The following is a 21315-nucleotide window of genomic DNA, read 5'->3' on the forward strand; positions in this document are numbered from 1 at the left end:
GCGCGAGGCAAGATCCATGACCGTCGGGCCCCGAAGGGCAAGGTGGCAGGTGTACAAGGGAACTGACGGTGCGCCACCTCGGATTCCCGGGGAAGCGGCGTGTTCATCCCGCCGCGACGGCGAGACGTCCGACGGTGCCTCTCGGCGGTGCCGAGCGACCGTGACCCACGACCCGTGCGACACGAGCGCACCCGCGTGCCGGGGCCCGGGCGACTCCGTACGTCAGCCCTGGCCGCGCCCGCGGCGGAACGCGCTCCAGATCACCACGCCGCCCAGCGCGGCGACCACGCCGCCCACCACCGCCGCCACGTGCATCGCGTGCACGAAGCTCGCGTCGGCGAAGCCGGACAGATTCGGCAGGCCGAGGCGGTCGGCGAGGAGCCGGGTGGACTCGGCGGACTCACGGGCCGTGTCGGCGTAGCGGGCGGGGACGGCGTCGAGCTTCGGCGTGATCCGGTCGCGGTAGACGCCGGTGAGCACCGAGCCGAGGACGGCGACGCCGAGGACGCCGCCGATCTGGCGCATGGAGTTGTTGACGGCGGAGCCGGCGCCGGTGCGGTCGGCGGGGAGCACGGCCATGATCGCCTCGGTGGTGGGGGCGACGGCGGCGCCCATGCCCAGGCCCTGGAGGACCAGGAACACCCAGAAGAGCCCGAGCCCGCTGTGCTGGTCGAGGAAGACGTACGAGCCGAAGCCGACGGCGGCGGTGAGCATGGCGGTCGCCACCACCGGGCCCACTCCCCACCGTTTGGCCAGCGGGGCCGACAGCGGCGCGCCGAGCAGCACCCCGGCGGCGACCGGAGCCAGGGTCAGCCCACAGGTCAGCGGGGACTGGCCGTGCACACCCTGGAGGTAGAAGCTGGTGTAGTACATGGAGCCGTTGAGGCCGAAGAAGACCAGCATCACGGCGACGCTGGCGCCGGTGAAGCGGGCGTTGCGGAAGAGCCGCACATCGAAGCTGGGGTTGTCGACACGGAGCTCGACGACGACGAACAGGCCGACCAGGACCAGCCCGCCGGCGAGTGAGCCCAGGATGGCGGGGTCGCTCCAGTCGTTGCGATGGCCGCCCTCGATGATGCCCCAGACGATGGCGAACAGCCCGGCCGTGGAGAGTGCGACGCCCAGCGGGTCGAACTTCTGCCGCACCTTGGTGGCCGCGCCCGGCAGGTAGACGAACGAGCCGACCAGGCAGAGCACGACGATCGGCACGTTGATGAGGAAGACCGATCCCCACCAGAAGTGGTCCAGCAGCGCCCCGCCGAGCATGGGGCCGGCGGCGATGGCCAGCCCGCTGGATCCGGACCAGATGGCGATGGCGGTGGCGCGGTGCCGCTGGTCGAAGACGCGGGCGATGAGGGCGAGGGTGGCCGGCATGATCAGCGCGCTGCCGACGCCCATGGCGCCCCGGGCCACGATCAGTTCGGTGGCGGAGCCGGCGTACGCGGCCCAGCCGGAGGCCGCGCCGAACACCAGCATGCCGGTGAGCAGCAGGTTGCGGTGCCCGTAGCGGTCGGCGAGCACGCCACCGGTGAACAGCAGCACCGCGAAGACGAGGGTGTAGGAACTGATGCTCCACTGGAGCTGGTTGGGGCTGGCGCCGAGTCCGTCGCGGGGGTCGGCCAGTGTCTTGAGCGCGACGTTGAGAACGGTGTTGTCCAGCCAGACGGCCAGCTGGGCGAGGACGAGCACGCAGAGGGCGAGCCATTGCCGCCCGGTGGGCGGCCCGGCGGAATCGGGCGACGTGCCGGAGGGGCTGGGCGCGGAGTTGGGCGCGGTGTTCGGTGCGGCCATGTGTGCGGCGCCTTTCGGGACCGCGTGGGATACGGGTCCTGGTCGTGCGGCAAGTGGCAGGTCCGGCTTGACGGCAAGTTATCAATCGGTCGGTGTGGGGCGCAGCGTTATCAAGTCGCGGCTGCTTTCCGCTCGTTGACGGCAGACTGCCACTCGGGGCGGCGCGCCGCCGAGTGAGACTTCGCGCCACTTTGCGGAATGGGGTCTTCCCGCACGTCAGAGTGGGTAACGAGAGAAGCCGCCTCGGCGGGTTGGCGGGATTTGTCGCCCGATGTCCTCATGTCCATGCTTGCCGCATGGCTGCCTGAAGGGGGCGATTGGTATTGATCTTTCTTGCCGTGTCGCGCGCCGCCTGGCTACTGTGAAGCTGTGTGAGCACCGATCTCGGCGCCCGCGCGCCAAAGGTAACGGGGGTGCCCTTTGAGCCATTTCGGAATTCAACAAAACCGCCGAGCGCCTTTTGGTGGAGAAGTGGGCGCTGGGGACCGAGTGGACCGAGTGGATACTGAGTCGGGCACGGGTGAGGACGCGGACGGCGGTGGCCTGGAAGCGGCCCTGGGGGAGGCGCTTCGGCTGTTGGAGTCCGCGGTGCACCACCACCGGCGCTCCACGCTCGCCTATCTGACCTCCGAACTGCCCGTCGGCGGCGAGGAAGTGGCCGGCTGGGTGGCCCGGCTGGTGCTGCGCGCCGAGCGCGAGGTGGTCTGGGCGCTGCCACGGATGGCGGACGAGGCGCACGCCAAGCTGATCGCGCAGACCCTGTCCCAGCTGGCCGGCAAGGGCGTGCGGTCCCGGCTGCTGTGTCCGCCGGAGGTGATCCGCGGCCCGCTGTGGACGCGTTCGGTCGGCGCCTTAGGCGGCGCCGTGGAGGTCCGCACCTCCGCGGCGGTCCGCCAGGAGCTGGTGGTGGTCGACGGCGCCGCGGTGATCGCCCCCGATGCCGCCTCCGGTGAACGCGGCGGATCCCGCGCCTCGATGATCCAGAACTCCACCGTCGCCGACATGGTCCACCGGCTGCTCGCCGACATGTGGGACACCGCCCGCAAGCCGATGCGCCCGCTGTCCTTCGAGGGCGGCGCCCGCGGCCGCGTGCTGCACGAGGTGCTGACCCTCATGGGCGAGGGCTACAAGGACGACGCGGCCGCCCGCAAGCTCGGGCTCTCCGTCCGCACCTACCGTCGCTACGTCGCCGACATCATGCGCGACCTCCGGGTCGAGTCCCGGTTCCAGGCCGGAGTGCGCGCCGTGCGCGCGGGCCTCATGGACCGTGAATCCCCGTGACCGAAGGGCGCCGAAGCCGCCCGGCGAACAGCGAGAGTGCAGTTATGTGACATCTCGCAACGGCACTTCGCGGCCCGGTGACAGGTAGTGGACCGTGGCCTTGTGTCCCCGTTCTACGGGCCCCTAGCGTCAAGGGCGTTCAAGCGAAGCCCATGACGCAAATGGAGGTGTGCGGTATATGACCGCCCTTGCCGCAGAACGTCAGGAAACCATCAAGGAGCTCGTTTGCGACATCCTTGAGATCGAGCCGGACGAGGTCACGGAAACCAGCCTCTTCAAGGAGGACCACGACGCCGACTCGCTGCGCGCGATCGAGATCCTGGCCGCCCTGGAGAAGGAGTTCGGCGTCGTCATCGACCAGTCCGAGCTGGGCCGCATGGTGCACCTGAGCGGCGTCTACCAGGTCGTTTCCGAAGCGGCGGGCTGGTAGTCCGCTTCCGGAGCGGGCTGCGGAGGAGGCAGTTCCACGATGCATGAAGAGCCGGCCCGCAGGGTCGTCATCACGGGCCTCGGTGCGGTGTCCAGCATCGGTATCGGCGCCGCGGAGTTTCTTTCCGGACTGCGCGCCGGAAAGAGCGCGGCAAAGCCGGTCACCGCATTCGACACCACCGGGTTCGACCACGCGATAGCGTGCGAGATCCTGGATTTCGACCCCGAGCCGTGGATTAGGAATCTGGATATAGAGACCCTCGGCCGGGCGAGCCAGTTCTCGGTGACCGCGGCCCGTATGGCCGTCGCCGACGCCGGCCTTTCCGAGGAACGGCTGCGGGATTCCCCGTGCCTGGTCTCCATCGGCACCACCGACGGTGAATCGCGCGACCTGGACCACCTGGTCGAGCAGGAGGTGCGGCAGGGCCCGGAGCACATGGACGCCACCGTCGCCCGCCGGGTTCCCGCGGGCAGGCTGTCGGCGGCCATCGCGCAGGAGTTCGCGCTGCGCCGGGTGGAGGCGGTCACCCTGCCCACCGCCTGCGCGGCGGGCAACTACGCCATCGGCTACGGCTTCGACGCCATCCGCAGCGGAGACGTCGAGTTCGCCCTCTGCGGCGGCGCCGACGCGCTGTGCCGCAAGACCTTCACCGGCTTCTACCGCCTGGGCACCATCGCCCCCGAGCGCTGCCAGCCCTTCGACATCGACCGCAAGGGCATCCTCACCGGCGAGGGCGCGGGCGTGCTGCTGATGGAGTCGCTGGAGTCCGCCGTGGCGCGCGGCGCGCGGATCTACGCCGAGGTCCTCGGCTACGGACTCAACTGCGACGCCCACCACCCCGTCGCCCCCAACCAGGACAGCGTGGCCCGCTGCATGCGGCTCGCCCTGGACAACGCGGGCGTCAAGCCGGAGGAGGTCGACTTCATCTCCGCGCACGGCACCGGCACCAAGGCCAACGACGTCACCGAGGCCAGCGCCATCCGCCAGGTCTTCGGCGACCAGGCCCCGCCGCGCACCGTCTCCATCAAGTCGATGCTCGGCCACAGCATGGGGGCCGCCAGCGCGCTGGCCGCCATCGGCTGCGCGCTCGCCCTCACCGAGGGGTTCATCCCGCCGACCATCAACCACGTCCAGACCGACCCCGAGTGCGGGCTGGACTGCGTGCCCAACCGGGCGATCGAGGCGGACCTGAAGGTCGTGCAGAACAACGGCCTGGCCTTCGGCGGCAACAACGCCGTCGTGATCTTCGGCAGCTGGGACCGGCAGCGGGAAGGTGCGTCCTCATGAGCCAGTTGGTGACCGGCGCCGGTGCCGTGGTGAGCGTGGGCGACGGCGTCGAGGAGATCTTCGCCGCCCTCTGCTCCGGCACCAGCGGCCTCGCCCCGCTGCGCGGCTTCGACCGCAGCCGCTACCGGGCCCAGAACGCGTACGAGATCGACGACCGACCCGCCGGCGACGCCCCGGACGTCCCCGGCCGCGCCACCGACTGGCTGCTGCGTGCCGTCGGCCAGGCCGCGGCCCAGGCCGGGCTCGGCGAGGACCTCGGCGGGGTGCCGGTGCTCGTCGGCACCGGGCTGCGCGAGCTGCGCTCGGCCGAGCTCGGCTACCGCGACGGCGCCGCCTACGAGCAGGACCGGCTGCACTTCGGCACCGCGCTCCGCGAGCGCTTCGGCGCCGACCGCACCTACACCTTCGCCGGCGCCTGCTCCGCCTCGCTCTACGCGCTGGCCATGGGCAGCGACATGATCGCCGGCGGCGCCGCGGACACCGTGATCGTGGCGGGCGTGGACACCCTCACCGAGTCCATGTACGGGCTGCTGGACCGGGTCCACATGGACCCGCCCGAGCGCGTCCAGCCCTTCGACCGGGACCGGCGCGGGGTGCTGATGGGCGACGGGGCCGCAGCGGTGGTGCTGCGCCGCGACACCCCCGAGGAGCGGTCCGGCGCCCTGGGTCGGCTGCGCGCGGTCAGCATGAACTGCGACGCGTACCACGCCACCGCGCCCGATCCGCAGGGCATCGCCGAGGCGGTGCGCGACGCGCAGTCGCGGGCCGGGGTCAAGCCGGACGACGTCGACCTGGTGCTGCTGCACGGCACCGGCACGCTGCTCAACGACGAGGCGGAGGCCGCGGCCATCGCCCAGGTCTACGGGGCCGACGTCGGCGGGCCGCTGATGACCGCCATCAAGTCCATGACCGGCCACACCGCCGGCAGCTCCGGTCTGGTCAGCCTCATCGTCGCGCTGCGCGCCCTGGCCTCGGGCCGGGTCCCGCCCACCGTCGGCCTGGAGCAGCCGGTCGACGAGGCGGCCGACTTCCGCTTCGCCCGGGAGCCCGTGACCGCCGCCGACCTGCGCGTCGCCCAGGTCGACGCGTTCGGCTTCGGCGGTGTCAACGCGGTGGCGATCGTGGAGAGGACGGACCGGTGAGCGGCGCCCCCGAGGGACGCGCCCGCGCGCGCCGAGGCCGGCCGGTCGCCGCCGGGCGCCCGGGGACGGTGAGCGCCCCGCCCCGCCGGACCGGCGCGCAAGCGGATGAGGAGATGGGATGAGCACCGTACAGACCGTTGTGACGGGCGTCGGCCTGGCGTTGCCGGGCGGCCCCGCCGACCCGGGCGCCCTGCTGCGCGCGGTGGTGGCGGCCGGGGAGACCCCCGGCGGACCGGCCGCGGAGCCGCTCGCGCCCGTCGACCCGGCCGCGCTGATCGGCCGCAAGGGGCTGCGCTACAAGGACCGGTCGACCCAACTGGCGCTGGCCGCCGCGGCGGCCGGGCTGCGCGACGCAGGCCTGATCCCCGCCGACGGCGAGCGGCTCACCGAGCCCGCCACCTCCGTCGGCGTGGTGGCCAGCTCCAACCTCGGCAACCTGGACACGGTGTGCCAGGTGGCCGACGAGATCGCCCGGGAGTCGGTGCGGCACATCAGCCCGATGGGGCTGCCGAACGCCTCCAGCAACGTGGTGGCCTCCACCATCGCCATCCGCTTCGGCCTGCGCGGGCCCAACGTCATGCTCTGCAACGGCGCCACCTCGGGCCTCGACGCGCTGCACTGGGCCGCGAACCTGGTCGCCGCGGGCCGGCTCCGGCGGGCGCTGGTGGTCGGCGTCGAGACCCACAACGAGGTCGTGGAGAAGCTGCTCGGCCAGGGCCCCGAGGACCTCCTCGACGGCGCGGTGGCGCTGGTCCTGGAGAACGCCGCGGACGCCGAGGCCGCCCGCGCCCGCGGCGCCCGCCCGCTGGCGGCCCTCGGCGGCTACCACCGCGAGGCCGGCCTCGCGACGTGCCTCAAGGCCGTGCTGGCCGAGACCGACACCGCACCCGGCGTCTGGTTCACGCCCGAGCGGCACCCGGAGCCGGCGGCGGCACCCGACCCGGCGCTGGCCGGCGTCGCGCGCCACGACGTCTCCCGTCGCTACGGCCGCGCCTCCGGCGCCCACGGTGTGCTCCAGTGCGCCGCGGCGGTCGGCTGGCTCGGCGCGCAGGGTCCGGCCGCGCCCGGGTCCGCGCCCGCGGCGCTGCTCACCAGCGGCGACGACACCACGGACGGCGTGGCCGGACTGCTGGTCACGGCCCCGGCGGGGGAGTCGGCGTGATCGTCGGCCCGACCCAGCCCGTGGAACTGCGGCGGATGCGCCCGGCGGCGGCCGGGCGCACCCCGCTGCGGGTGCTGATGCTGCACGGGCTGGCCAGCGGGGCCTCCGTGTGGGAGCCCTTCGCGGAGCGGGCGCCGGAGGAGTGCGAGCTGTGGGCCGCCGAACTGCCCTGGCGGGGCAGCGGAGTGCCCGGCTGGGCCGAGTGCCCGGCGGCCGACTGGATCGAGCAGGCGGTGGCCGCCGTGCCCGGCGGGCCGCAGGTCGTGCTGGCCCACTCCTTCGGCGCCGGCGCGCTGCTCGCCTGGCTGGACCGGGCCCGGCCCGCGGCGGCGGCGCTGCGTGGGGTGGTGCTGGTCTCGCCGTTCTACCGGGCCGAGGCCGGCGACTTCAGCTGGGAGACCATCTCGTACTACCTCAACGACTTCTACCGCATCCTCGACGACGGCCTCCGGGTCAGCTCGGCCGGCCGGGTGGGCCCCGAGGTGCGGCACGGGATGGCGCTCAAGGTGCAGGACCGCATCGGGCCGTACGGCTGGGTGCGCTTCTTCGACACCTATCTGGGCACCCCGCGGCTGGGCACCGACCGCATGCGGATGCCGTTCCTGATCGTCGGCGGCGAGAAGGACTTCGCCGCCTTCCCGGCCGACTCCGAGGCGCTCGGCGCGGCGCTGCCGGCCGCCGAGGTGACCATCCTGCCCGGCGCCGGTCACTTCTCCATGGTCGAGCAGGCCGACGAGTTCGCCGCGGCCGCCCATGACTTCCTTCACTCGGTCTCCGTCCGGCCGCGGCCCGGAGACCCCGGCACATCGATGGAGCACACCTGATGACGCTGACCAAGTCGCTGCTGAACGAGGCGACGACGGTGCGCCTGCGGCCCCGCTACGAGGGCTCCAACATCTGCACCTGGATCGGGTTCAAGCACGTCAACTACCTCGTCGAAGAGGCGGTCCTGGTGCACTTCGCGCAGTCCGGGCTGCCGGCCCGCGCGCTGTACGAGGAGCACGGCCTGGGCCTGGACTTCACGACCATGGACACCCGCATCCTGCACGCCTTCCACCTGGACGACGAGGCCGAGGCCGAGGTGGTGCCGGTGGCCAAGGGCGGCGAGGAGGCGCTCACCTTCAAGGTGACCATCCGGGTCGAGCGGAACGGCGAGACCCTCAAGGCGGTCACCTCGAACGTGCGGCTCGCGCTGCGCGTGGACCGTTACCTGGAGGCGGCGGCCGAGGTGCCGGCGGAGCTCGCCCCGTTCGCGGTGGACCGGCTGGGCGTCGAGCTGCCCCCGGTGGCCGACCCCGGCCCGGAGTTCACCGCGGCCGCCAACGCGGCGCTCGCGGGCGGCGGCGACGAGCGGGCCGTGCTGACGGCGCTGACCACCGGCCGCAACGCCTACGCCTGGAAGTGGAACATCCCCTACCCGTACTGCCACTTCACCGAGCGGCTCCAGCTCTCCGGCTATCTGCGGCTGATGGAGGAGGCCAAGGACCGGTTCGTCGCCGACCGCGGCATCTCCATCAAGACGCTGCTGGACGACCGTCGGTGGATCCCGGTCGTGCCGCGCTCCACGGTCCGCATCGTCGACGAGGCGCTGATGGAGGAGGACCTCTACACCGTCTACACCGTGGAGGAGGTCTTCAAGGACTTCACCTACACCTCCCGGATGGACAACTACGTGATCCGCGACGGCGCGCTCCACCTGGTCCAGTCCGGCCGGATCGTGCACGGGTACGCGGTGATCGACAACCGCCGCGACTGGCGGCTGGTCTCCTTCGACGACCGGGTGCTCGACGCGATCCGCGGTCAGTGAGCGGGCGGGAGTCCCCATGAACGACGCCGATGTCGACGTGGTGGTGACCGGGCTGGGCACGGTGAGCTGCCAGGGCTCGGGCACCGCACGGCTGTGGCGCGGCATGCGCGCCGCCACCAGCGCCCCGACCCGGGTGCCCGACCCGCACGCGCGGATGCCGCACCCGCTGATGTACCTGGTGCCGGAGGCCGACCTGCCCGCCGGGCCCGCGGACCACCAGGGGCTGGAGCTGGGGCGCTGCTCGCGGCTGGCGCTGGCGGCGGCGCGGGAGGCGGTCGCCGACGCCGGTCTTGGCGGGCCGGACGGGCTCGCCGGCCCGGCCGCCGTCGACCCGTCCCGGGTCGCGGTCGTCATCGGCAGCGGCATGGGCGACGCGGAGCTGCACGAGCGGCGCCGCGCCGGCGCGGCGGCGACCGGCGACCGCTGGGCGCCGCTCTTCCCGGTGGCCTCCGCGGTCGCCGGCTGGCTGGGGGCGCGCGGGGCCGGCACCAGCGTCAGCAACGCCTGCTCGGCCGGCGGCTTCGCGCTGTCGATCGCCGCCGACCTGATCCGCTGCGGCGAGGCCGACGTGGTCGTCGCGGGCGGCGCCGACGCCTACAGCCGGGTCGGCCTGGCCGCCTTCAACGCGATGGGCGCCATCGACCCCGAGCGCTGCCGGCCGTTCGACGCGGACCGCCGGGGCGCGGTCTTCGGCGAGGGCGCGGCGGTGCTGGTCCTGGAGTCCGCGGCCCACGCGCGGCGCCGTGGGGCGCGCCGGGGGTACGCCCGGCTGGCCGGGGCGGGCTGGAGCTGCGACGCCCACCACGAGACCGCGCCGGAGCCGGAGGGCGAGCAGATCGGCCGCGCGATGCGGCGGGCGCTGGCCGAGGCCGGGGCGAAGGGCGGCGACATCGGCTGCGTGGTGCCGCACGGCACCGGGACCGAGCTCAACGACGTCGTGGAGAGCCGGGTGCTGGGCGAGGTGCTGGGCGGGGACGCGGGCGGGCCGCCGCTCTACAGCCTGAAGGCGCTGCTCGGGCACACCGGCGGCGCCGCCGCGGCGTTCGGCGCGGTCGCCGCCGCGCTGGTGCTGCACCACCGCACCGTGCCGCCCAACGTGCCGGTCGGCCGTCTCGATCCGCGCTGCCCGGTGCGGCTGCCGGCCGCGGAAGGCCGGCTGGCGGCGCCCGACGTCCTGGTCGACGCCTACGCCTTCGGGGGCAACAACGTCTCGCTGGTGTTCGGGCCGGCGCCGGAGCTCGGGGAGGCGGCCGCATGAGCGCGGGTCGGAGGGACGCCCTGGACGTGGTGGTGTCGGGCATCGGGGTGGTGTGCCCGGAAGGCCCGCCCGTCGAGGGCTGGTTCGACCATCGCACCGAACTCGGCCGGCGCGGCTACAAGTACCTGCCCGCCGCCTCCCAGTACTTCCTGGCCGCCGCCCGGCGCGCGCTGGCGCACGGCGGGGACGCCCTGGCGGCGGTCGACCCGGGCCACCGGGGCGCGGCCGTCGGCACCAACACGGCGGTGCACGCGGTGCACGAGGGGATCGACGACACCGTGCTGCGGGGGAAGCGCGGCGCCGACGACCTCTTCCCGCCCACCGCCCCGTACTTCTCGGTGAACCTCTTCAGCACCAAGCTGGCCACCGAGCACGCCGTCAAGGGCTTCAACCTCACCCTGACCACCCCCCGGGTGGCCGGCCTGGAGGCCATCGCGACCGGGATCCGCTGCCTGGCCGCCGACCGGGCCCGGGCGCTGGTCACCGGGGTCGCCGAGGCCGCCCTCGGCGACCCGGCCGCGGGGGAGGCCGCCGAGGCCGGGGCGGTGGCGCTGGTGCTGGAGCCGGCCGCCGCCGCGACGGCCCGGGGCGGCCGGGGCCACGGCCGGCTCGCGGTCCGCACCGCCTTCCTGCCGCCGGACGCCCTCGCGGCGCGCGCGGTCGCCGAGGCGCTGGGCCCGCTGGACGGCGCACCGGTCACGGCGGTGCTCGACGACTCCCCGGTGGCCGAGGCGGTCGCCGCGACCCTGGGCGCGGACGTCGAGCGGGTCCCCGCCGGCCCCGGCGCGCTGGAGCCGCTGCTGCGGATCGCCGGGGCGCTGCGCGCCGGGGCGCCGCCGTCCCTGGTCGTCACCGCGGCGGCCGAGGGACATCTCGCCGTCTGCCGGGTCACCCCGGCCGCGGACCCGCCAGCCGACGGCCGGTGAGGCGGCACGCGGGAGAAGCGACACGGCGACACGGCGACACGAGAGCGACAGGGCGACAAGGCGACGCGGCGACGAAGCGACGCGGCGGCGCGGCGGTCCGGAGACGAAGAGACGAGGAGAGAGGTCCGTGACGGAGTCACTCAAGGGTTCCTGGGCGCTGGTGCTGGGGGTCTCCAGCGGCATCGGGCTCGCCACCGCCCAGCGCCTGGCGCGCGAGGGCGTCAGCGTGCTCGGCGTCCACTTCGACCTGGGCGAGGGCCAGGAGAAGGCGGCCGTGGCCGCGGAGGAGCTGCGCGCGCTGGGCGTCGAGGCGCACTTCGTCAACGCCGACGCCGCGCAGGCCGCCACCCGCCGTGCGCTCGTGCCCCGGTTCGCCGAGCTCACCGGCGGCCGCCCGGTGCGGATCCTGCTCCACTCGCTCGCCTTCGGCACCCTGGCGCCGTACCTCCCCACCGGGGCGGGCAAGCCCGTCACCCCCCGGCAGATGAACATGACGCTGGACGTGATGGCGCACAGCCTCGTCTACTGGACCCAGGACCTGCACGCCGCCGGGCTGCTCGCCCCGGGGTCCAAGATCTACGCCCTGACCAGCGCCGGGGACACCCATGTCTCCCCGAACTACGGGGCGGTCTCCGCCGCCAAGACCGCGCTGGAGGCCCATGTCCGGCAGCTCGCCGTGGAGCTCGCCCCCAGCGGGGTGGCGGTCAACGCGCTGCGCGCCGGCGTGACCCTGACCCCGTCCCTGGAGCGCATCCCCGAGCACGGCGAGATGGTCGAGCGCGCGGCGCGCACCAACCCGCACGGCCGGCTGACCCGCCCCGACGACGTGGCCGAGGCGGTGGTGACGCTGTCCCGCACCGCGTCCTCGTGGATCACCGGCAACGTCATCGGCGTGGACGGCGGGGAGGTGCTCACCAGCTGATGGCCGAGCACCTGCTGATCGAGAGCACCGGCCCCGACGAGGGCCCCGGCTGCGAGCGCTTCGTCGGCGACGCCGCGCGGCTGGCCGCCGCCGGGGACGAGGTGGTGCTGTTCCTGGTGGAGAACGGGGTGACCGCCGCGCTGCCCGGGGCGCTGCCCCCGATGGCCGAACTGCTCCGGCACGGCGGCCGGCTCTACGTCGACGGCTACTCCCTGGGGCGGCGCGCCCTGGCCGCCGCGGACCTGCTGCCCGCGGCCCGGCTCGTGGACATGGACGAGGTGGCCGAGCGGCTGCTGACCCCCGGCATACGGGCGGTGTGGCACTGACATGGCCCACACCGCCCACGGCACCCCGCGCACCGCGGTCCTCTTCGCCCTCTTCGGCGCCCCGCACCAGAACGACATGCTGCTCAGCGCGCTGCGGCTGGCCCAGGCCGTCCTCGACCGGGGGGCCCGCGTCGCCTTCTGGACCTGCGGCGACTCCACCCATCTGACCCGCACCGGGGTGGGCGGGGAGCTGCCGCGCAACTACGCCGACTGGGACCGGGCCTACCCGTCCACGGCCCGCGTGATCGGCGATCTGATGGCCGACCACCCCGGGTTGATCGACTGGTACGTCTGCCACTTCTGCGCCGAGGCGCGCGGCGCGGCCGACCAGATCCCCGAGGTCCGCACCCGGCAGCCGTTCCTGTTCATGAACCATGTGCGGGCGGCCGACCAGGCCCTGGTCATGGGGAGGTTCTGAGATGACCGAGACCCCCGTGGACCGTCCGGCGCGGCGGCTGCTGGTGGTGGTCGAACGCGGCTACCGCGGCACGGTCGAGACCCAGTTCGCCGACGTGCTCTACGCCGTACGCGAGTTCCACCAGCGCTCCCGCGGTCTGGACCTGCTGCTGCGCGGGCTGGCCGCCGGCTACGCGGTGGAGACGGACCATGTGCCCGCCGTCCGGCTGGGCACCCGCACCCTCGACACCCTGCCCGACCCGCGCGCCTCGGTGCGCACCCTGATCGACGACGGGGTCGGCGTCCACGTCGAGGAGCCCGACCTGGCCCGGCTCGGGCGCAGCGCCGCCGACCGGCTGCTCCCCGGCGCGCGCCGGGTCGCGGCCCACGCCCTGACCGACCGCTGGAACGACTACGAGCGGGTGTGGTTCCTGTGACCGCCGCGCCCGCGCCCCACACCCCCGCAGACCCCTCAGCCACCAGTGAAGGAGCACACGCAACCATGGTTTCCGCCACCGCCACGAGCGGACCGCTCATCTCGGCATGGGCCGCCGTCTCGCCCTGGGGCCTGCGCGGGGAGGACTTCGCCTCCGGGCTGCGGTCGGGGCGGCGGGCCGACCGCCCGCTGCCCCGCGAGGAGTGGTCCGTGCCGTACGAGGCTGCCTGTCTGGTCCCGGACTTCGACATCAAGGCCGTGCTGGGGCGCAAGGGCACCCGCTCCATGGACCGGGCCACCGGTCTGGCCGTCACCGCCCTCCGGCACCTCCTCGCCGGGGGCGGAGCGGCAGCGGAGGGCGCCGACGCCGCCGAGGGCGGCCGGCTGGCCGGGGTCGGCGAGGACACCGGCCTGGCACTGGGCACCAGCACCGGCAGCGCGCAGAGCATGATGGACTTCACCCGCGACTCGCTCGTCAGCGAGCGGCCCTTCTTCGTCGACCCGGCCCGGTTCCCCAACACGGTGATGAACTGCGCGGCCGGCCAGTCCGCCATCTGGCACCGGCTCAAGGGCCCCAACACCACCATCGCCGGCGGCCGCGCCACCGGGCTGCTGGCGCTCCAGTACGCGCTGCGCCTGCAGCGCGCCGGGCGCGCCGGCAGCGTGCTGTGCGGCGCCGTGGAGGAGTTCTCCGCCGCCCGCGCCTGGCTGGAGTGGCACACCCGCGAGGCGGCCGCCGACGGCGCCGCGACGGACGGCGGGACGCTCGGCGAGGGCGCGGCGGTGTGGCTGCTGGAGCCCGCCGAGACCGCGGCCGGGAACGGGCGACGCGGGCTGGCCGAGGTCGCCGGCCTCGAGTTCGGCTTCGCCGCCGAGGCCGAGCAGGCCCGCGGTGTGCTCACGGACACCGTGCGTCGGCTCCTGGAGCGCACCGGCACGGCCCCGGGCGACGTGGGGCTGGTCGCGGACTCCCAGGCGCCGGGCGCCCTCGGGACGGCCGAACGCGCCGCCCTGGACGAGGTGTTCGCCGGCGCGGCCCCGCGCCGGCTGGCCTGCGCCGACTCGATCGGCGACACCTACGCGGCCTCGGCGGCCTTCCAGGTCGCCGCGGTGCTGGCGCTGGCGGAGACCGGGGAGACGGCGGCCGGGACGGTCGCCCTGGTCACCTCGGTCGACCGGGACGGCGTGGTCGGCGCGGCGCTGCTGCGCACCCGCTGACCGGGACGACCGGCGGACGAGGACACGGACAGGAGACGAGCGAGATGACGACGGCAGTGCGGGACGAGACGCGGGACGGCCGGGCGGGCGGCCCCCGCACGGCGCTGGTCTTCCCCGGCCAGGGCGCCCAGAAGCAGGGCATGGGCGCCGTCTGGCGGGACAGCGCCGCCTGGCCGGTGGTGGCCGAGATCTCCGAGTACATCGGGATGGACGTCGAGGACCTGATCCTCCGGGCCGACGACGCGACGCTCAGGCGCACCGACCTGGCGCAGATCGCGGTGTTCAGCACCGAGGTGCTGGCCTACCGGGAGGCGGCCGCCGCCGGGGCGCTGGGCCGGGTGGTGGCCTGCGCCGGACACAGCCTGGGGGAGTACACCGCCCTGCACGCCGCCGGGGTGCTGTCGCTCGCCGACACGGCCCGGCTGATCGCCGCCCGCGGCCGGGCGATGCGCGAGGCAGCGGAGACCGCCCCCGGCACCATGGCGGCGATCGTCAAGCTGACCACCCCGGTGGTGGAGGAGCTGACGGAGGCGGCGCGCGCGACCGGGCAGCGGGTCTGGGTGGCCAATGTCAACGCGCCCGGCGCGGTGGTGGTCTCCGGTACGGCGGAGGGGGTGGCGGCCCTGGAGGAGCCGGCCCGCGAGGCCGGCGGCAAGCTGATCCGGATCGCCGTCGGCGGGGCCTTCCACAGCCCGCTGATGGCACCGGCCGCCGACGCGCTGGGCATCGCCCTGGAGACGGCGGACTTCGCCCCCGGGACGGTCCCCGTGGTCGCCAACGTGGACGCCCGCCCGCACCCCGGATCCGAGGCGTGGCGGGAGCGCGAACTGCGCCAGCTCACCAGCCCGGTGCGCTGGGAGGAGAGCGTGCGCACCCTCGCCGAGGAGCTCGGCTGCACCCGCTTCCTGGAGCTGGGACCGGGGCGTCAGCTCATCGGGATGATCCGGCGGATCGCGACCGACGTGGAGAGGGTCGCCGTCGACAAACCCGAAGTGCTGACCGCGATATGACCTCGCGTCGGGGGCTGGCACGATAGGCGGCGTCACCATCCCCCGATTCTGATGAGGAGTCACTCCCCGTGAATGACACCGCCGTTATCGACATGGAAGACCTGCGGGCCACCGTCGCCGAGGTGCTGGACATCGACGAGGACCTGCTGACCGACGAGGCGCATTTCACCGAGGACCTGGACGTCGACTCGCTGATGGCGCTCGGCGTCATGGTCGTCCTGGAGAAGAAGTACGAGGTCAAGCTCCGGGAAGAGGAGCTCAAGGACATCACCAGCCTGCGCCGGGTGCACGACCTGCTCGCAGAGAAAATAAGGAAGTAGAAGAGAAGGAAGATGCCGACCCTCAGCAGTGTCACCCCGGTCGACGGCACGCCGGAGATTCTCGAGTCCGGGGCGGGCGACGGCGCCCGCGCCCGGACCCGGGTCACCGTCACGGAAGACAGCGAAAAGGTGTTCGTCGGCCATTACCCGGGATTTCCGATATTCCCGGGTGTGTGCATCGTCGAGTATGTGCACCGCAGTGCGCTGGCCACCTTCCCCGAGCCGGGCGAAGCCTGGTCCCTGGCGGCCGTCGAGTCGACCCGGTTCCTCAGCCCGGTCTTCCCCGGCGACACCCTCACCACCGAGATCACCTGGACCCGGCGCGGGGACGGCTGGCGCTGCCAGGCCGTCGCCGGCACCGAGCGCGGCCCGTCCGCCAAGGTCCGGCTGCGCTACGCGACCGAGCCGGCGGCCTGGACGGGGGAGCCCCCGGTGAGTCCGCCGGCCGCGGAGACGGCCGCCGCCCCGCTCACCACCGAGGCGATCAAGCGGATCCTGCCGCACCGCTACCCGATGCTGCTGGTGGACCGGGTCGAGGCGCTGGTGCCCGGCGAGCGGCTGACCGCCGTGAAGTCCGTCAGCTGCAACGAGCCCTGGTACCAGGCGCTGCCGGACAAGGCGGCCGCCACGGACTACCACTACCCCGAGACCCTGCTGGTCGAGTCCTGGTGCCAGTCGGCGGGGGTGCTGGTCGCCCACGACACGCCCAACCCCGATGTGCTGGCCGGACAGGTCATGCTCTTCGGCGCCATCTCCGACGTCGCCTATCTGCGCCCGGTGCGCCCCGGCGACGTGGTCGAACACCGGGTCCGGCTGGTGCGCGCGCTGCGCGACACCATGTTCGTCGAGGGGGAGAGTCTGGTCGCGGGCGAGCCCGTGATGAGGGTCGGCTCGGTGGTGATGGCGATGCGCCCCGCCGAGGAGCTGACCGGCCGCCCGACGGCGTGACCGTCCCCTGGCCTCCCTCCCGTGACTCCCCTATCCGCACGTCCGCAAGCGATGTCCAGCGTCAAGCGATCGACAGGAGCACCAGAAGTGTCCGCAGCATCCGCACCGTCCGCCGCTGAGAAGGCCGTCGAGAGGAAGGTCGCCCTGGTCTCGGGCGGCTCACGGGGGATCGGCCGGGCCGCCGCGCTGCGGCTCGCCCGTGACGGCTTCGACGTGGCGTTCTGCTACCAGTCCAACCCGGACGCCGCCCGAGCCCTGGAGAAGGAGGCCGAGGAGGAGGGCCTGCGGATCGTCGGCAGGCAGGCCGACGTCTCCGACGCGACCTCGGTACGGGAGTTCGTCGCCTGGACCGAGGAGCGGCTGGGCGCCGTCGAGGTGGTCGTCACCTCGGCCGGCATCACCCGGGACAACCCGCTCCTGCTGATGAAGGACGAGGACTGGCACCGGGTCGTCGACGTCAATCTCAACGGCACCTACAACGTGTGCCGCGCGGTGGTCTTCGAAATGATGAAGCGCAAGTCCGGCTGCATCATCAACATATCCTCCGTGGCGGGTGTCTACGGCAATGCCACCCAGACCAACTACGCGGCCACCAAGGCGGGAATCATCGGCTTCACCAAGTCGCTCGCCAAGGAGGGCGGCCGGTACAACATCCGGGTCAATGCCATCGCGCCGGGATTCATCGACACCGATATGACCTCGGTCCTGACCGACTCGCTCAGGACCGAGGCGGTCAAGGGCATTCCGCTGCGTCGCTTCGGCACCGCGGACGAGGTCGCGGACGGGGTGTCGTACCTGGTCCGGGCGGGGTACGTGACGGGCAGCGTGTTGCAGATCGACGGCGGCATCATCCTCTGAGCACCCCGGGCCGCGGCGGCCGGCCACGACGTTCGGAAAGACGTTCGGAAAGACTTTCGCAAAACTCTCGCAAAGAGGGGATGACGGCCATGGCGCGCAGAAAGCGCAGCACGCATCCGGTCTTCTATTTCAATTTCCGCAGCCCGTACGCATGGCTCGCCTATCATGATCTGATGGAACGTTATCCCGACGTCGCACGGGTGCTCGAATGGCGCCCGTGGTGGGAGCCGGACGCGGCCAACGAGCGCCGGCTGAACGAGGCCGGCGGTACGTTCTCCTACGTCGCGATGTCCAAGGAGAAGCACCTCTACATCCTCCAGGACGTGCGCCGGCTGACCCGCGACCGCGGCCTGTCGGTGACCTGGCCGGTGGACCGGGACCCGGTCTGGGAGGTGCCGCACCTGCCGTACTTCGTCGCCCGGGAGCTGGGTCGGGCCCCGGAGTACGTCAGCGCCGTCTACGAGGCCCGCTGGCATCGCGGCATGGACATCTGCGACCCGGCGACCATCGCCGTGCTCGCGGCGGAGCTCGGGCTTCCGGTGGACCGGATGACCGGCGCCGCCACCGATCCGGGGCTGCGCGAGAAGGAGGCGCACGAGGCGCTGCTGGCGTTGAGCGACGCCGGCGCCTTCGGGCCGCCGTTCTTCACCCACGGCTTCGACAAGTTCTGGGGGGTGGACCGGCTTCCGGCGTTCGTGGAGTCGGTCCGCGCGTCGCTCGACGGCGCGCCCGCCGACGCCGCTCCCGCCGCGTCCGGCGCCCCCGCGGAAGTACTGCCCGAGGCGGACTTCACGGCGGCCCTGGCGGGTGATCAGGGCCACCCCGGTGGCTGCGGCTGACCATCTCGGCGACCGTCCGCGCCGAGCGGTGCGAGACTGCCTGTGAGTCCTGACGGACCCCCACTGCCACCAGGAGGAAGCGCAGATGCCCGAGTCGAGGATTCCGGCCCGTCGGGACCGGCATGCCACGCTCAGGAGCCGGGCGCTGTCGGCGGCGGCGCTGCCGATAGCGCCGTTGTACGGCGCGGCGCTGGCGTATCGCGCCTTCCATCCCCGGCGCCGGGTGGTACCGGCCGAGGCCGGCCACCCCCGGGACCACGGCCTGCCGTGCACCGAGGTGAAGGTGCCGTTCCGCGCCGGGAGGTATGTCCACGCCTGGCTGTGCCCGGGCTCGCCGGAGCGGGTGGTGGTGCTCGGGCACGGGATGGGCGCCAGCAAGGTGCGCAGTCTCGAACATGCGAAGTTCCTGCACGAGGCCGGCTACACCGTCTGTCTGTTCGATCACCGCAACCACGGGGCCAGCAGTCAGGACGCGTCCTGGCGCGGCCTCGGCGACCGCTTCGCCAGCGACATCACCGCCGTGGTCGGGCACCTGCGCAGGGTGCGCGGCTACGGCGATGCGCGCTTCGCCATATACGGCTTCTCCTTCTCCTGCTTCTCGTCCATGTGGGCGCTCACCCACTCGGGCTTCGAGGTGGACGCGATGGTCTGCGACAGCGGCCCCGGGCACGATGTGCCGCCGCTGTTCCGGAAGTTCCTCGAGGCCGACGAGCTGCCGATGCCGGGGCCGCTGGGTGGCGAGCCCTCGCGGGCGGTGGTCACCGGAGTGCTGTGCGCCCTGGGCACGGCGATGATCCGGGCCCAGTGGCCGCCGCCGGTCACCGGCAAGTTCGCACGGATCCCCCTGCTGTTCATGTCCGGTGAGCGGGACGCCATCGTGCCGCCCTCCTCCGTCGATGCGCTGGCCGAGCGGTTTCCGCAGGCCGAGACCCATGTGCTGCCGGGGGCCGAGCACCTCCTGGGGCTGCGCGCCGATCCCGAGACTTACGCGAATGTCGTCCTCGACTTCCTCAAACGGGCCCTCGGCTAGCACGACAATGCAACTGTCCGTCCTCGGTGGACGGGGTTCTTCAGGAAAAGGGAAGAGAGAGCATGCGCAAGGTGCTCATCGCCAACCGTGGCGAAATCGCTGTCCGCGTTGCCCGTGCCTGTCGGGATGCCGGGATCGCGAGCGTAGCTGTGTACGCCGAGCCGGACCGGGACGCGGTGCATGTGCGTGCGGCTGACGAGGCCTACGCGCTGGGCGGTGACACTCCGGCGGCCAGTTATCTGGATATGGCCAAGGTGTTGGCCGCGGCGGCGGAGTCGGGTGCGGACGCGGTGCATCCGGGGTACGGGTTCCTGTCTGAGAACGCGGAGTTCGCGCAGGCTGTGATCGATGCGGGGTTGACCTGGATCGGTCCGCCGCCGCAGGCGATCCGGGATCTGGGTGACAAGGTCGCCGCTCGTCATATCGCTCAGCGTGCGGGTGCTCCGTTGGTCGCGGGTACTCCTGACCCGGTCTCGGGTGCGGAGGAGGTCGTGGCGTTCGCGCGGGAGCATGGGCTGCCGATCGCGATCAAGGCTGCTTTCGGTGGTGGTGGGCGTGGTCTGAAGGTCGCCCGCACGCTGGAGGAGGTGCCGGAGCTGTATGAGTCCGCGGTGCGGGAGGCGGTGGCCGCCTTCGGTCGGGGTGAGTGCTTCGTGGAGCGCTACCTGGACAAGCCGCGGCATGTGGAGACGCAGTGTCTGGCCGACCGGCATGGCAACGTGGTGGTGGTCTCCACCCGTGACTGCTCGCTTCAGCGGCGTCATCAGAAGCTGGTGGAGGAGGCCCCGGCTCCGTTCCTCACCCCGGAGCAGAACGCGCAGTTGTACGCGGCGTCCAAGGCCATCTTGAAGGAGGCCGGTTATGTGGGTGCCGGCACGGTGGAGTTCCTGGTCGGCAGCGATGGCACGATCTCGTTCCTGGAGGTGAACACCCGGCTTCAGGTGGAGCACCCGGTGACCGAGGAGGTCACGGGGATCGATCTGGTGCGGGAGATGTTCCGGATCGCCGATGGTGAGGAGCTCGGTTACGGGGACCCTGCGGTGCGGGGGCACTCGTTCGAGTTCCGGATCAACGGTGAGGACCCGGGTCGTAACTTCCTGCCCGCTCCGGGCACGGTCACGCTGTTCGCCCCGCCGTCGGGTCCGGGTGTGCGGTTGGACGCGGGTGTGGAGTCCGGGTCGGTGATCGGTCCGGCGTGGGACTCGCTGCTGGCCAAGTTGATCGTGACCGGTGCGACCCGTGAGCAGGCGTTGCAGCGGGCGGCGCGGGCTCTGGCGGAGTTCAGGGTGGAGGGGATGGCGACCGCGATCCCGTTCCACCGGGCCGTGGTCACCGACCCGGCGTTCACCTCCGATCCGTTCACGGTGCACACGCGGTGGATCGAGACGGAGTTCGTCAACACCATCCCCGCCTACACGCCCACCGGTGTGGAGGAGGTTGAGGCGGAGTCCCGCGAGACCGTGGTGGTCGAGGTCGGGGGTAAGCGGCTGGAGGTGTCCCTGCCCGCGTCTCTCGGTGTGGCGACCGCGGCCGCCGGAGGTGGGGGTGCGCGTAAGCCGAAGCGGAAGGCGGCTCGTAAGTCGGGTTCGGCGGCTTCGGGTGACGCGTTGGCGTCGCCGATGCAGGGCACGATCGTGAAGGTGGCGGTCGAGGAGGGTCAGCAGGTCGCCGAGGGCGAGCTGATCGTGGTCCTGGAGGCGATGAAGATGGAGCAGCCGCTGAACGCGCACCGCGCGGGCACGGTCAAGGGACTGGCCGCCGAGGTCGGCGCGTCCATCACCTCCGGCGCCGTCATCTGCGAGATCAAGGACTGAGACGCCCACCGCGCGGACGCCGCGAGGCGACGTCGCCCGAGGACGGCCCCGTGACCGCGGGCGCCGTCCTCGCCCGCGCGTACGGGCGCCTTCGGTCGCCTCGATCCACCGGCG

Annotated in this window: 22 protein-coding genes; 21 read left to right on the forward strand and 1 reads right to left on the reverse strand. The window is 73.1% G+C overall.

Annotation, left to right across the window (positions count from 1 at the left end):
* Positions 1 to 222: 222 nt before the first annotated feature.
* A complete protein-coding gene (locus LRS74_RS21380) occupies positions 223 to 1791 on the reverse strand; it encodes an MFS transporter (protein ID WP_277742505.1) in 1569 nt (522 codons plus the stop codon).
* Positions 1792 to 2289: 498 nt separating this feature from the next.
* Here LRS74_RS21380 and LRS74_RS21385 point away from each other — a divergent pair, with 498 nt between their 5' ends.
* The 21 genes from LRS74_RS21385 to LRS74_RS21485 all read left to right on the forward strand — a co-directional run bounded on the left by LRS74_RS21385 (position 2290) and on the right by LRS74_RS21485 (position 21201).
* Positions 2290 to 3072, forward strand: a complete 783-nt coding sequence (locus LRS74_RS21385) for a DNA-binding response regulator (RefSeq protein WP_277742506.1) — start codon at positions 2290 to 2292, stop codon at positions 3070 to 3072.
* 178 nt (positions 3073 to 3250) lie between these two features.
* Positions 3251 to 3502 carry an acyl carrier protein gene (locus LRS74_RS21390; RefSeq protein ID WP_277742507.1) on the forward strand — a complete coding sequence of 84 codons (252 nt, stop codon included), beginning with the start codon at positions 3251 to 3253 and terminating at the stop codon, positions 3500 to 3502.
* Between the two features lie 39 nt (positions 3503 to 3541).
* Positions 3542 to 4789 (forward strand): beta-ketoacyl-[acyl-carrier-protein] synthase family protein, encoded by a 1248-nt coding sequence (locus LRS74_RS21395; protein ID WP_277742508.1) that lies wholly within the window; start codon positions 3542 to 3544, stop codon positions 4787 to 4789.
* Positions 4786 to 5931 (forward strand): beta-ketoacyl synthase N-terminal-like domain-containing protein, encoded by a 1146-nt coding sequence (locus tag LRS74_RS21400; RefSeq protein WP_277742509.1) that lies wholly within the window; start codon positions 4786 to 4788, stop codon positions 5929 to 5931. The genes LRS74_RS21395 and LRS74_RS21400 overlap by 4 nt, the downstream gene beginning before the upstream one ends.
* A gap of 118 nt (positions 5932 to 6049) precedes the next feature.
* The gene (locus tag LRS74_RS21405) at positions 6050 to 7093 is read left to right on the forward strand and encodes a beta-ketoacyl synthase N-terminal-like domain-containing protein (RefSeq protein ID WP_277742510.1); all 1044 of its coding nucleotides are present in this window, start codon (positions 6050 to 6052) and stop codon (positions 7091 to 7093) included.
* Entirely contained in the window at positions 7090 to 7917 is an 828-nt protein-coding gene (locus tag LRS74_RS21410) for an alpha/beta hydrolase (protein WP_277742511.1), read from the forward strand. Before LRS74_RS21405 ends, LRS74_RS21410 begins: the two co-directional genes overlap by 4 nt.
* On the forward strand, positions 7917 to 8900 hold the full coding sequence (locus LRS74_RS21415; protein ID WP_277742512.1) for a hypothetical protein: 984 nt from the start codon (positions 7917 to 7919) through the stop codon (positions 8898 to 8900). The genes LRS74_RS21410 and LRS74_RS21415 overlap by 1 nt, the downstream gene beginning before the upstream one ends.
* Before the next feature lie 16 nt (positions 8901 to 8916).
* Complete coding sequence (locus tag LRS74_RS21420; protein WP_277742513.1) at positions 8917 to 10158, forward strand: beta-ketoacyl synthase N-terminal-like domain-containing protein; 1242 nt, start codon at positions 8917 to 8919, stop codon at positions 10156 to 10158.
* Positions 10155 to 11084, forward strand: a complete 930-nt coding sequence (locus tag LRS74_RS21425) for a beta-ketoacyl synthase N-terminal-like domain-containing protein (RefSeq protein WP_277742514.1) — start codon at positions 10155 to 10157, stop codon at positions 11082 to 11084. The genes LRS74_RS21420 and LRS74_RS21425 overlap by 4 nt, the downstream gene beginning before the upstream one ends.
* A gap of 127 nt (positions 11085 to 11211) precedes the next feature.
* A complete protein-coding gene (locus LRS74_RS21430; protein WP_277742515.1) occupies positions 11212 to 12006 on the forward strand; it encodes an SDR family oxidoreductase in 795 nt (264 codons plus the stop codon).
* The gene (locus tag LRS74_RS21435) at positions 12006 to 12332 is read left to right on the forward strand and encodes a DsrE family protein (RefSeq protein ID WP_277742516.1); all 327 of its coding nucleotides are present in this window, start codon (positions 12006 to 12008) and stop codon (positions 12330 to 12332) included. The genes LRS74_RS21430 and LRS74_RS21435 overlap by 1 nt, the downstream gene beginning before the upstream one ends.
* Before the next feature lies 1 nt (position 12333).
* Complete coding sequence (locus LRS74_RS21440) at positions 12334 to 12750, forward strand: DsrE family protein (protein WP_144386391.1); 417 nt, start codon at positions 12334 to 12336, stop codon at positions 12748 to 12750.
* A 1-nt stretch (position 12751) separates the two neighbouring features.
* Positions 12752 to 13165 (forward strand): hypothetical protein, encoded by a 414-nt coding sequence (locus LRS74_RS21445; protein WP_277742517.1) that lies wholly within the window; start codon positions 12752 to 12754, stop codon positions 13163 to 13165.
* Positions 13166 to 13230: 65 nt separating this feature from the next.
* Entirely contained in the window at positions 13231 to 14382 is a 1152-nt protein-coding gene (locus tag LRS74_RS21450; protein ID WP_277742518.1) for a beta-ketoacyl synthase N-terminal-like domain-containing protein, read from the forward strand.
* A gap of 44 nt (positions 14383 to 14426) precedes the next feature.
* Positions 14427 to 15392, forward strand: coding sequence for an ACP S-malonyltransferase (locus LRS74_RS21455; protein ID WP_277742519.1), 966 nt, complete (start codon positions 14427 to 14429; stop codon positions 15390 to 15392).
* 68 nt (positions 15393 to 15460) lie between these two features.
* Positions 15461 to 15712, forward strand: a complete 252-nt coding sequence (locus LRS74_RS21460) for an acyl carrier protein (RefSeq protein ID WP_277742520.1) — start codon at positions 15461 to 15463, stop codon at positions 15710 to 15712.
* A gap of 12 nt (positions 15713 to 15724) precedes the next feature.
* Positions 15725 to 16660 carry a hotdog domain-containing protein gene (locus tag LRS74_RS33650; protein WP_347178150.1) on the forward strand — a complete coding sequence of 312 codons (936 nt, stop codon included), beginning with the start codon at positions 15725 to 15727 and terminating at the stop codon, positions 16658 to 16660.
* Positions 16661 to 16747: 87 nt separating this feature from the next.
* Entirely contained in the window at positions 16748 to 17518 is a 771-nt protein-coding gene (fabG, locus tag LRS74_RS21470; protein WP_277742521.1) for a 3-oxoacyl-[acyl-carrier-protein] reductase, read from the forward strand.
* A gap of 89 nt (positions 17519 to 17607) precedes the next feature.
* A complete protein-coding gene (locus tag LRS74_RS21475; RefSeq protein WP_277742522.1) occupies positions 17608 to 18357 on the forward strand; it encodes a DsbA family protein in 750 nt (249 codons plus the stop codon).
* Between the two features lie 85 nt (positions 18358 to 18442).
* A complete protein-coding gene (locus tag LRS74_RS21480; RefSeq protein ID WP_277742523.1) occupies positions 18443 to 19387 on the forward strand; it encodes an alpha/beta fold hydrolase in 945 nt (314 codons plus the stop codon).
* Between the two features lie 62 nt (positions 19388 to 19449).
* A complete protein-coding gene (locus LRS74_RS21485; RefSeq protein WP_277742264.1) occupies positions 19450 to 21201 on the forward strand; it encodes a biotin carboxylase N-terminal domain-containing protein in 1752 nt (583 codons plus the stop codon).
* The last annotated feature ends 114 nt before the right edge of the window (positions 21202 to 21315 follow it).

Source organism: Streptomyces sp. LX-29, assembly GCF_029541745.1.
GTDB lineage: Bacteria > Actinomycetota > Actinomycetes > Streptomycetales > Streptomycetaceae > Streptomyces.

Excerpts from the sequence above, each read along its gene's own strand:
- LRS74_RS21380 (WP_277742505.1), bottom strand. The coding sequence starts at position 1,791 with ATGGCCGCACCGAACACCGCGCCCAACTCCGCGCCCAGCCCCTCCGGC.
- LRS74_RS21390 (WP_277742507.1), top strand. The coding sequence starts at position 3,251 with ATGACCGCCCTTGCCGCAGAACGTCAGGAAACCATCAAGGAGCTCGTT.
- LRS74_RS21395 (WP_277742508.1), top strand. The coding sequence starts at position 3,542 with ATGCATGAAGAGCCGGCCCGCAGGGTCGTCATCACGGGCCTCGGTGCG.
- LRS74_RS21400 (WP_277742509.1), top strand. The coding sequence starts at position 4,786 with ATGAGCCAGTTGGTGACCGGCGCCGGTGCCGTGGTGAGCGTGGGCGAC.
- LRS74_RS21405 (WP_277742510.1), top strand. The coding sequence starts at position 6,050 with ATGAGCACCGTACAGACCGTTGTGACGGGCGTCGGCCTGGCGTTGCCG.
- LRS74_RS21415 (WP_277742512.1), top strand. The coding sequence starts at position 7,917 with ATGACGCTGACCAAGTCGCTGCTGAACGAGGCGACGACGGTGCGCCTG.
- LRS74_RS21420 (WP_277742513.1), top strand. The coding sequence starts at position 8,917 with ATGAACGACGCCGATGTCGACGTGGTGGTGACCGGGCTGGGCACGGTG.
- LRS74_RS21425 (WP_277742514.1), top strand. The coding sequence starts at position 10,155 with ATGAGCGCGGGTCGGAGGGACGCCCTGGACGTGGTGGTGTCGGGCATC.
- LRS74_RS21435 (WP_277742516.1), top strand. The coding sequence starts at position 12,006 with ATGGCCGAGCACCTGCTGATCGAGAGCACCGGCCCCGACGAGGGCCCC.
- LRS74_RS21440 (WP_144386391.1), top strand. The coding sequence starts at position 12,334 with ATGGCCCACACCGCCCACGGCACCCCGCGCACCGCGGTCCTCTTCGCC.
- LRS74_RS21445 (WP_277742517.1), top strand. The coding sequence starts at position 12,752 with ATGACCGAGACCCCCGTGGACCGTCCGGCGCGGCGGCTGCTGGTGGTG.
- LRS74_RS21450 (WP_277742518.1), top strand. The coding sequence starts at position 13,231 with ATGGTTTCCGCCACCGCCACGAGCGGACCGCTCATCTCGGCATGGGCC.
- LRS74_RS21455 (WP_277742519.1), top strand. The coding sequence starts at position 14,427 with ATGACGACGGCAGTGCGGGACGAGACGCGGGACGGCCGGGCGGGCGGC.
- LRS74_RS33650 (WP_347178150.1), top strand. The coding sequence starts at position 15,725 with ATGCCGACCCTCAGCAGTGTCACCCCGGTCGACGGCACGCCGGAGATT.
- LRS74_RS21475 (WP_277742522.1), top strand. The coding sequence starts at position 17,608 with ATGGCGCGCAGAAAGCGCAGCACGCATCCGGTCTTCTATTTCAATTTC.
- LRS74_RS21480 (WP_277742523.1), top strand. The coding sequence starts at position 18,443 with ATGCCCGAGTCGAGGATTCCGGCCCGTCGGGACCGGCATGCCACGCTC.
- LRS74_RS21485 (WP_277742264.1), top strand. The coding sequence starts at position 19,450 with ATGCGCAAGGTGCTCATCGCCAACCGTGGCGAAATCGCTGTCCGCGTT.